This window comes from Staphylococcus sp. acrmy (genome assembly GCF_022690565.1).
GTDB classification, from domain to species: domain Bacteria; phylum Bacillota; class Bacilli; order Staphylococcales; family Staphylococcaceae; genus Staphylococcus; species Staphylococcus caledonicus.
The window spans coordinates 110618-120296 of record NZ_JALCVE010000006.1 but is presented as its reverse complement, the minus strand read 5'-3'; the positions used below and the strand labels follow the sequence as shown (position 1 = coordinate 120296).

13 protein-coding genes and 8 tRNA genes are annotated in these 9679 nt (G+C 32.3%); 13 read left to right on the top strand and 8 right to left on the bottom strand.

Annotation, left to right across the window (positions count from 1 at the left end; translation table 11 throughout):
* The first annotated feature begins 14 nt into the window (after window positions 1-14).
* From hemY to FH144_RS08090, 10 genes are all read left to right on the top strand, one after another.
* Window positions 15-1409 carry a protoporphyrinogen oxidase gene (gene hemY / locus FH144_RS08135; RefSeq protein ID WP_242314998.1) on the top strand — a complete coding sequence of 465 codons (1395 nt, stop codon included), beginning with the start codon at window positions 15-17 and terminating at the stop codon, window positions 1407-1409.
* Between the two features lie 106 nt (window positions 1410-1515).
* Window positions 1516-2076: an RBBP9/YdeN family alpha/beta hydrolase gene (locus FH144_RS08130; protein WP_242314996.1), complete on the top strand. Its 561-nt coding sequence runs from the start codon at window positions 1516-1518 to the stop codon at window positions 2074-2076.
* A gap of 395 nt (window positions 2077-2471) precedes the next feature.
* Window positions 2472-2545, top strand: a tRNA-Met gene (locus tag FH144_RS08125).
* A gap of 15 nt (window positions 2546-2560) precedes the next feature.
* A tRNA-Asp gene (locus FH144_RS08120) sits at window positions 2561-2636 on the top strand.
* An 11-nt stretch (window positions 2637-2647) separates the two neighbouring features.
* A tRNA-Phe gene (locus FH144_RS08115) sits at window positions 2648-2720 on the top strand.
* Between the two features lie 13 nt (window positions 2721-2733).
* Window positions 2734-2809 (top strand) — tRNA-His (locus tag FH144_RS08110).
* 13 nt (window positions 2810-2822) lie between these two features.
* Window positions 2823-2896 (top strand) — tRNA-Gly (locus tag FH144_RS08105).
* Window positions 2897-2908: 12 nt separating this feature from the next.
* A tRNA-Asn gene (locus tag FH144_RS08100) sits at window positions 2909-2983 on the top strand.
* 1 nt (window position 2984) lies between these two features.
* Window positions 2985-3056 (top strand) — tRNA-Glu (locus FH144_RS08095).
* A 52-nt stretch (window positions 3057-3108) separates the two neighbouring features.
* Window positions 3109-3199: transfer RNA gene (locus FH144_RS08090), tRNA-Ser, on the top strand.
* 52 nt (window positions 3200-3251) lie between these two features.
* Here FH144_RS08090 and FH144_RS08085 read toward each other — a convergent pair.
* The 8 genes from FH144_RS08085 to FH144_RS08050 all read right to left on the bottom strand — a co-directional run bounded on the left by FH144_RS08085 (window position 3252) and on the right by FH144_RS08050 (window position 8030).
* Window positions 3252-4301 carry a tyrosine-type recombinase/integrase gene (locus tag FH144_RS08085; RefSeq protein ID WP_242314993.1) on the bottom strand — a complete coding sequence of 350 codons (1050 nt, stop codon included), beginning with the start codon at window positions 4299-4301 and terminating at the stop codon, window positions 3252-3254.
* A gap of 124 nt (window positions 4302-4425) precedes the next feature.
* Window positions 4426-4629 (bottom strand): hypothetical protein, encoded by a 204-nt coding sequence (locus tag FH144_RS08080; RefSeq protein WP_242314991.1) that lies wholly within the window; start codon window positions 4627-4629, stop codon window positions 4426-4428.
* 43 nt (window positions 4630-4672) lie between these two features.
* Window positions 4673-4834, bottom strand: coding sequence for a hypothetical protein (locus FH144_RS08075; protein WP_242314989.1), 162 nt, complete (start codon window positions 4832-4834; stop codon window positions 4673-4675).
* Between the two features lie 49 nt (window positions 4835-4883).
* Entirely contained in the window at window positions 4884-5288 is a 405-nt protein-coding gene (locus FH144_RS08070) for a sporulation protein (RefSeq protein WP_242314987.1), read from the bottom strand.
* Between the two features lie 347 nt (window positions 5289-5635).
* Window positions 5636-6385 carry a hypothetical protein gene (locus FH144_RS08065; RefSeq protein ID WP_242314985.1) on the bottom strand — a complete coding sequence of 250 codons (750 nt, stop codon included), beginning with the start codon at window positions 6383-6385 and terminating at the stop codon, window positions 5636-5638.
* Window positions 6386-6502: 117 nt separating this feature from the next.
* Entirely contained in the window at window positions 6503-7120 is a 618-nt protein-coding gene (locus FH144_RS08060; RefSeq protein WP_242314983.1) for a DUF4352 domain-containing protein, read from the bottom strand.
* A gap of 101 nt (window positions 7121-7221) precedes the next feature.
* On the bottom strand, window positions 7222-7683 hold the full coding sequence (locus tag FH144_RS08055; RefSeq protein WP_242314980.1) for an ImmA/IrrE family metallo-endopeptidase: 462 nt from the start codon (window positions 7681-7683) through the stop codon (window positions 7222-7224).
* Between the two features lie 14 nt (window positions 7684-7697).
* Complete coding sequence (locus FH144_RS08050) at window positions 7698-8030, bottom strand: helix-turn-helix domain-containing protein (RefSeq protein ID WP_242314979.1); 333 nt, start codon at window positions 8028-8030, stop codon at window positions 7698-7700.
* A 175-nt stretch (window positions 8031-8205) separates the two neighbouring features.
* Here FH144_RS08050 and FH144_RS08045 point away from each other — a divergent pair, with 175 nt between their 5' ends.
* Genes FH144_RS08045 through FH144_RS08035 form a run of 3 tightly spaced genes read left to right on the top strand, consistent with a single transcriptional unit; the run spans window position 8206 to window position 9667 of the window.
* Window positions 8206-8448 carry a helix-turn-helix domain-containing protein gene (locus FH144_RS08045; protein ID WP_242314976.1) on the top strand — a complete coding sequence of 81 codons (243 nt, stop codon included), beginning with the start codon at window positions 8206-8208 and terminating at the stop codon, window positions 8446-8448.
* A 10-nt stretch (window positions 8449-8458) separates the two neighbouring features.
* Window positions 8459-8905: a hypothetical protein gene (locus FH144_RS08040; protein WP_242314974.1), complete on the top strand. Its 447-nt coding sequence runs from the start codon at window positions 8459-8461 to the stop codon at window positions 8903-8905.
* A gap of 15 nt (window positions 8906-8920) precedes the next feature.
* Window positions 8921-9667, top strand: coding sequence for a phage antirepressor KilAC domain-containing protein (locus FH144_RS08035; protein WP_242314972.1), 747 nt, complete (start codon window positions 8921-8923; stop codon window positions 9665-9667).
* The last annotated feature ends 12 nt before the right edge of the window (window positions 9668-9679 follow it).

The window sequence follows — 9679 nt, the reverse complement described above, 5'->3', positions numbered from 1 at the left end:
GGAAGGGACTCGTTGTGAGTAAAAAAGTTGCAATCATAGGCGCTGGCATTACTGGACTCGCTAGTGCATATTATTTTAAACGTTATCAACCAGATATTGATGTCACAATCTTTGAAGCAACCAATCGACCAGGAGGTAAAATTCAAACGTACCTTAAAGACGGTTATACAATTGAATTAGGCCCAGAATCTTATTTAGGTCGTAAAACAATCATGACGGAGATTGCGAAGGATCTTGGCTTAGAGAATGAATTGATTACTAATCAAACCGGCCAATCATATATCTTTGCCAAGAATAAACTTTATCCTATTCCTGGTGGGTCAATTATGGGGATTCCAACAGATATTAAACCATTTCTAAAGACGCGTTTAATTTCTCCATTAGGTAAACTTAGAGCAAGTTTAGACTTATTTAAATCTCCAATCCAAATTGAAGATGATATTTCAGTAGGGGATTTCTTTAGACAACGTCTAGGTAATGAAATTCTTGAAAATCTTATCGAACCATTGATGGGTGGCATCTATGGCACCGACATCGATCATCTAAGTTTAATGAGCACGTTTCCTGATTTTAAAAAGAAAGAGGAATCGTACGGCAGTTTAATTAAAGGGATGCAACATGAGAAAGCCGAACGAGTGAAACAACGCCAATTATATCCTGGCGCACCTAAAGGTCAGTTTAAACAATTTAGACATGGGCTAAGTTCTTTCATTGAAGCATTGGCGAAAGACGTTGAAAGTAAAGGTGTGACTATTCGATATAATTCAGCAGTTGAAGATATTGTGACTAAAAAAGGTGAATATGACATCAAAATTGGGGACAGTAGTGAAACGTTTGATGGCTTATTAATAACTACACCACATCAAACATTTATGAAATGGTTCAATCATGATGAAGCATTTAAATATTTCAATGAAATGGACTCTACTTCAGTTGCCACAGTAGTATTTGCTTTTGATGAACAAAATATTGAAAACACTTATAACGGTACTGGATTTGTGATTGCACGTACAAGTAATACAGACATTACTGCATGTACATGGACGACAAAAAAATGGCCATTTACGACGCCTGAAGGTAAAGTACTCATCCGTGCTTATGTGGGTAAACCAGAGGATACTGTAGTTGAAGATCATACTGATGAAGAAATAGCAGCTATCGCACGACGCGATTTAGAAAAAATGATGACTTTTAAAGGCGATCCCGACTTTACCATTGTTAATCGACTTCCTAAAAGTATGCCACAGTATCATATAGGTCATATCAGTCAAATTAGAAAAATCCAACAACATGTTAAACAAACTTATACAGGACTGCGCATCACTGGCGCACCATTTGAAGCGGTTGGTTTACCTGATTGTATTCAACAAGGTAAACACGCTGTAGAAGAATTAATAGAAGAATTATAATTTTGAAACACTTTTTAGAGGTTAACCATATCTCTTAAAAGTGTTTTATTTTAAAATAAAGTAGAAAATTGGTTATTAGTGTTATTACATAGGAGGAGAGAGATAAATGACAAATGTAATTATCGTTCATTCACAATTAGGCAATTCGCATAATCATTGGTATGAATGGCTTCAACACAATTTAGAACTTGAAGGATATGATGTTCAATTATTTCATTTAGATAAGGAAAATAATAGAAATATTGAAACATGGGTTGATGAAATGAAACGACAAATTGATATTAAGTCAGCAGATACTTATTTTATGACACATGGTTATGGTTCAATTGCGACTTTAAAATTTGTTGAGGGATTACATTTAGACTTTCCTATAGAAGGTTTCTTTAGTATTGCTGGTTTTAAAGAAGATGCCCAAGATATTGACGAATCAATAAGGGTAGATCACATTACGATTGATTATGATCTAATTAAACAAAAGATTAAACGTTTTTACGGTTTAGTATCTAAAGATGATAGTTATGTTTCATATAAGGAAACACAAAGTCTAATAGATGAGTTAGGTGGAAGAACTAGAATCGTCGAAGAAGGCGGCCATTTCTTAGAAGAAGAGGGATTTGTTTCATTTACTGAACTACAAGAAAAAATGCAAAAATATATGACTAAATAAGTAGAATGAAATATATTTTTATTTAACTTTAGTGTTAGTTACGGGCTGATTAGAATGATTACAAACGAAGTTAAAGCATAGGGAAGTATGTATAAGAGGCATTTATACTAGTATTTATTTGATTAGCGACATCCAATTGGTATCTTTAATTAAAATTTTTTATGTGAAGCGTTTTTTTACACAAATTACTTTATAATAGTTATTGACTATGGGGGACTAAATATATATACTAATAAAGTATTGAAAAAAGCAACGACTTACTTTTAATTATCGCATTAATTTATAAAGATTAAATTAAAGAAATGTTAAAATTAATTTAAAAAAATGTTGACTTTGTTAAGTGTTTAATGATACACTAGTTAAGTACTGATTTTTGAGACATCAAATAATATTAGCGCGGGATGGAGCAGTTCGGTAGCTCGTCGGGCTCATAACCCGAAGGTCGGTGGTTCAAATCCGCCTCCCGCAATACATAGTTTTAATTGGTCTCGTAGTGTAGCGGTTAACACGCCTGCCTGTCACGCAGGAGATCGCGGGTTCGATTCCCGTCGAGACCGCCATTACCTATTACGGTTCAGTAGCTCAGTTGGTAGAGCAATGGATTGAAGCTCCATGTGTCGGCAGTTCGACTCTGTCCTGAACCATTCAATCATTTTGGCGGTTGTGGCGAAGTGGTTAACGCATCGGATTGTGGTTCCGACATTCGAGGGTTCGATTCCCTTCAACCGCCCCATAATCGTTAAGATGCGGGTGTAGTTTAATGGCAAAACCTCAGCCTTCCAAGCTGATGTTGTGGGTTCGATTCCCATCACCCGCTCCATTATAAAATTATTCCACAGTAGCTCAGTGGTAGAGCTATCGGCTGTTAACCGATCGGTCGTAGGTTCGAGTCCTACCTGTGGAGCCATGGCTCCTTGGTCAAGCGGTTAAGACACCGCCCTTTCACGGCGGTAACACGGGTTCGAGTCCCGTAGGAGTCATACAAACAGAAGTGAAATATCGCTTCTGTTTTTTTCTGTCATTTATTATTAAGGAGAGCTGTCCGAGTCTGGCCGAAGGAGCACGCCTGGAAAGTGTGTAGACGCTTTATCGCGTCTCAAGGGTTCGAATCCCTTGCTCTCCATACATAAACCTTTATATATCAGTGTTTCAAGCTAGCAAGTGTCAATTTGGTGTCAAGAAAATAATTCTCTGACACGTTGACCTTGTTCTTTTTTATGTTCTTCTAGTAAATGTGAGTATGTTTCTAATGTGATAGATATGCTAGCATGACCTAAACGCTTACTTATATATTCAATCGGTATACCTTTAGAAAGTAGGTAAGACGTATGTGTATGTCGAAGTGAATAAGGTGTTATATTATCATTATCTAAACCAATTTGTTTCTTAGTATGATTAAATGATTTTTTTACAGCTGTATGACTAACGCTAAATAATTTACCATCAATTCTACGAGGTAAATTCGCTAGTTTTGAATTAATTAGCAAAACATCTTTAGTTGATACTTCTACATCACGTTTACTATTTTTCGTTTTAGTTCCCGGTAGGTGAACAATACCTTCACTTTTATTTAAATCTTTATAAGTCATATTGATTAAGTCACTATATCTTGCTCCAGTAATAGCTAATAAGTATAAAAATATATAACTTTGTTCATCTCTACTTTTAAAATAATCTAGCATAGCTAAATAGTGAGTGATAGACATATACTTATAACGTTCTTCTTTAGCTTCAACTGTACCATTAATTTCAATATTATAAGTTGGGTCCTTCTTAATATGACCGTCATATACTGCATCTTTCATACACTGACTTAAACAACCGTTCACTTTACGAACTGTTTCGTTAGTGTGACCATTTCCAAACTCATTTAAAAATTTTTGATATTCTGATCGTGTAATGTTTTTGAGCAACATATTTTTACCGAAGTATTCAATAAATAACCTCAATGAACGCTCATACCAATAATACTGCATAGGCGATACTTTCTTTTTGTTTTTAATAATTAGCCACTCATTATAGTAATCTTCAAATTTTTTATTCTCTTCAAACTTGCTACCGTCTTCTATATCTCTAATTAATTGTTGCGCTGCATTTGTTGCCTCAGCTTTTGTTTTAAATCCTGATTTACGCTTTTTACCCGACTTAAAATAGGGGTGCTTAACATCGTATTGCCAGCTTGTTGAATTCTTATTTTTACGTTTTATCACTGTAAATGACGCCATTTTACTCATTCCTCCTCAAAAAAAGTAAAAAATAATAAGGGTACCTAGTACCCTGAAATTAAGATATAATATTAAAAAAGTGGTAAGAAAAATGAAAGCAGAACAAATGATATAGATTTGAATGCTATTCAATATTCTCTAAAACGACTTTTTTAGTAGTGTGTTCTTCTAATTCGTTATCTATTTTACTTTCTAAAATCTTGAGTGTCTTTCTAACCATATAGGAAGAAGTGTCTTTAGGTAATGTGTAAGTGAAGTTGTTCTTCTTATTTGTTTCAACTTCATAAATAATTTCATTATATTTTATTTTACAATTTAAAATCTTCATTTTTCTTAACCTCTTTATTAAAAATATAAATAAAAATTGATTCTTACTTCAATTCTTTTTCAATTTCATCTCCATTAGCTCTACTTTTATCATCTACCTCGGTTTTAGGTTCTTTCTTTTTCTTTGTGCTTTCTTCTACATTTTTAGTGCCGCATGCGCCGAAAATTAATGTACTTGCAAGAATTAATGGTAAAATTTTTTTCATGGTATTACTCCTTTGATTTATTTAAATAATATTTTATATAAATATCAAATTATTGTTTAAAATTAATTTGATCTTCGTCATAAGCATCAACTGAATGTCCTATATATGCATGTGTTTTTAAAATTAAATGTTTCGGTTCACTTTTAAACTCATACTCATAAATATTAAACTTGAATTTTTCTGTTATTGTATGATGTTCTTCTAATTCAACATTTGTATGTAATATAAATGTTTGTAATTCATTTTCTAAAACTGAAAATTGGCTGTTTTTATCAGGATTTTCATATCTTTCTACTAAAGTTAATGAAATTTTGTTGATAGTTTGAGCAGAAATACCACTCTCTATTTTTACTATTCCTTCTAAAGTATCATTACTATGAATACTTTTATTTTTTACTAAAGTCTCAATTTTCATAGAGTTTATTCCGATCGAAGCAAGTAAATTTTCAAACATAGAATCAATCCTTTCTAATTAATTTTCCAATTATATAATTTAATAAAGTGTATTTGGTATTGCGCATGTTTATAAATTATTATTAAAGTAACGACCTATTAGGCTTAATATTGCAATCGAAATTAAAATAATTGAAACTATTCTAGCATTCATTTTATAAGATAAACCCTGAGTTTGAGCCAAGAAAAAACTGAATCCATATAAACACACACCTATAACTAGTAGAATTATTATAAAAATCAACATTTATAAAACCTTCTTTAAATTAAATTTACATCATCCCGCCACTGGGGCCCTAATACACTCTCAACGGCTCAAACGTAATAGAGTAATTACCGTAGTGAGTTTTAATTAATAGGTTCAACTTCGTCTAATATTTCATTTTGACGTTTTTCCATTGCTTCATATTCTTCGTCGCTTACATCTTCCTCAAACATTTTATCTGATAGATCAAAATATTCTTTTTGAAGTTTAGCTTCTTTTTCTTCTTGTGCTTTTCTATCAGCTTCTATTTGTTTATCAACTTCGTCATAATCTATCATTCCCGCGTCTGTACCAGGAGTTGATTCGGAAGAATTAGAATTATCATATACTGATTTTTCTTGACCACTCTCAACTCTCAAAGAACTTTCATAAGCTGCACTAGCAGGTCCCTCCATAACATTACCTTGAGGGATGACACCATTAGCTACTGCATTGTTATAAGCTTGAATTTTATCTGTTTCGCTATAATTACCATAGATAACTGACTCAAGAGTACCTCTATCTTTGATATTTGTTACATCAACATTTTGCGTATTTTGAGATTTTTCATTTGATGAATTATCTTGAGTGTCTGTTTCATTATCACTTTGATTCTCATTATTCTGTTCTTCTACATTTGAAGCGTCTTGTTCTTCAGTAGACTTATTATCTTCGTTTTCTTGAGATTTCTTTTCTTCTTTAGACTTTTTATCCTCTTTAGATTTTTTATCTTCTGATTTCTTTTCGGTTTTATTTTCTGATTTAGAATCAGAATCATTGTTAGATGTGTTGTCATTACCACAAGCGCCTAAGATTAAAGCACTACTAAAGATTAAAGCTAAAAACTTTTTCATATATACTCTCCTTACTAAACTAAAGATTTTATAATTAATAGATTATTCCATTCTTTAAAAGTCTTAATACCCTAAGCCATAGAGAAGAATAAAAATAGGGCAAGTGAATGCCCTAAGTTATTCTGGTTTAATATCATAAATGTAACGTTTGTTAGAAAATGACGTTAAAGGTTGAAACTCTAATTCGATTTTTTTCGGGTTACCATTGATTGCAAAACCTTCAGAACCGCTAATTTCTCTATTAGGTGATAATGAATCCATTAATCCGTCAGTGATAGGGTAAGATTTAGCTTGTTTTCCATCTACATAAACTTTTACATCTCCACCCACTGGAATTTCTTCTTCAGAGTTGTTTTTAATAGTCATGTCTACCTTTAAGACTTTATCAGCTTGAACATCTGAAAATTCATTTCTTTCATCTGTATAATAAGCGCTATCTAATGTGAATGACACTCCATCTATTTCAGTAGTTTCACCTACAGACTTAATTTTTGTATCCTTATCTTTGTCAAGCTTACCTTCTTCATTTATTTCTTTATCTACTTCATTGACAAAGGCTCCAGTACATGATGTAAGACCGATAATTAATAGAATTAATAAAACTAAACAACCGCCGCAGCCGAATAGCCAACTTTTTTTACGTTTTTTCTTTTTCTCTTCTTCTTGTTGTTTTTGATATTCTTGAAACTGTCTAAATTGTCTTTCTTCTTGTTCATTATTAAACTTTTCTTCCATGATTTTTCTCCTATATGTAGATTAAGTCTTTATATTCATTTGTATTCTAAGGTGAGGCACTTGTTTTCTTATAAAAACCACCGCCTTTAAATATGTAATATTCATATATCTTTATATTCAAACACTCGCAATGGCTCAAACTGAATAACGTATTTACCGTACCGAGTAGGATATCCATATTTTTGTTTATAATGTCCCAGTATCTCTACTATGTAATTTTCACTTAATTGAACATACTGTGCTAGTTCATATAAGTTACTTACACCATAGTTATGTGCTTCCACAATGATGCGTAGGGGAAGTGCTGCCTCGTACCCGTGACGTTTAGCGTAATTTTCGAACTTGCGGTTAATCCATTTAGACTGGTCTAAAATGTTACCGTATGTAAGTTTGTGATGTGCGAGCTCTTCGTATAAGACTTCAGCTTTGCGTGTTTCGGATAGGTTTTTATCAATAAGAATTATTCCATCCTTATAAAAACCACTGTAACCGTCAGGTAGCGAATGTGTGTCTTTTATTTTAATGTGTTCATTCTGAGCAAGTAATTGTTCGTAACGTGACAATAAAACCAATCCCTTTATTTATCTTCGTTTTTAAATCTATCAATTAAACTCATTATGTAATCCACGTCTTCTTGTTTAAGTTCGCCCTCTAAATGAGCTGCAAGAGTAGTAGGTTCTTTTTGTTTCATTTCTTTAATTCCACTTAATTCATCCAATGAAATGCCAAAAAAATGCGCTAATGCACTCGCATGGTCCATAGAAGGGCTTGATTCTCCTTTTTCCCAACGGTCAATGGAAGTTTTTGAAAATTTAACATTATAATTTTTATTAAGTCTGGTTGCTAATTCTTGTAAAGATAAATTTCTGCTTTTTCTTAATGTTTTTAAATTCTTTTCGAAAGTTTCCATATTTTTTCTCCTAAGTTCATATTTTACAAATATTATTATAATATTTGTATCCCAAAAACGCAACGGTTATTTTGAATAAATTTACCAAAAACGGAATTTTTTCATTGAATTTGAATATATAGGCATGTAATATACTATGTGTAATCCCGAAAACGGGATAAAAGGAGGTGGAAGTATGGTACAACAAAAACATACTAAACTCCGTTTGTATTTAGATAAACACGGTATAAAACATAAAGAAGTTGCGAAAGCTATGGGAATGACAACAAACAGATTTAGTCAGAAAATCAACAGAAATAAAAGTGACTTCACATTACAAGAGGCTAGTTTATTATGTTATATACTTGATTTAAATATGAATGAGTTTTTTTATAACCCTGACGTCCCGAAAACGGGAATTAATAAAATTTTAAATTAAAGGAGACGCTATGGAACAAATCACATTAACTAAACAAGAATTAATTGAAATTGTAGAACGAGAAGTAAGTAAAAGGTTGGATGGCGTTAAACCTATGAAACCCATTTCAATTTTTACAGATGTAAGGCTCAAAGAAGATGAAATCAAAGATATCAACGAGAAATTCAAATTTACAAATATTATACAAACACCATATAGAGGTCACCATTATAGACCGCTTGCTCTAAAAAAATATCCTTGTGGAGGAAACGATTATTTTAATGGAAATATCCATGATGATCAAATACACGACCATATTAGAAAACTTACTTTAGCAATTTTTGGAGTTACTAAAAACTCTGATTTGCAAGAGAGAGAATATGGAGAAGCAATTAAATTTTATAGAAACATCAAAGATATGTACCTATATCTGTACAAAAAAAGACTTTCAAAATTAACAATCGAAGATTTCGAATAAGAAGGAGGAAAGTGAATGCAAGATTTACAAAGTAAACCAAATATCGGAGAAATGTTCAATATCCAAGAAAAAGAAAATGGAGAAATCGCAATAAGTGGTCGAGAGCTACATAAAGCATTAGAAGTTAAGACCGCATATAAAGATTGGTTTCCAAGAATGCTTAAATACGGATTTGAAGAAAATACAGATTATACAGCTATCGCTCAAAAAAGAGCAACAGCTCAAGGTAATATGACGCACTATATTGATCACGCACTAACATTAGACACTGCAAAAGAAATCGCAATGATTCAACGTAGTGAACCAGGTAAACGTGCAAGACAATACTTCATTCAAGTAGAGAAAGCATGGAACAGTCCAGAAATGATTATGAAACGTGCATTGAAGATGGCTAATAACACAATCAACCAACTGGAAACACAAATAGAGAACGATAAACCTAAAGTATTGTTTGCTGACGCAGTAGCAACAACTAAAACTTCTATTTTAGTAGGGGAGTTGGCAAAAATCATTAAACAAAATGGTGTCAACATAGGGCAACGAAGACTGTTTGAATGGTTAAGACAAAATGGTTTTTTAATAAAACGTCAAGGCGTTGATTATAACATGCCAACACAATATTCAATGGAACGTGAGTTATTCGAAATTAAGGAAACGTCAATCACACATTCAGATGGGCATACATCAATTAGTAAGACACCTAAAGTAACAGGTAAAGGGCAACAATACTTTATTAACAAATTTTTAAAAAATGAACTATAACCCACAATTGAA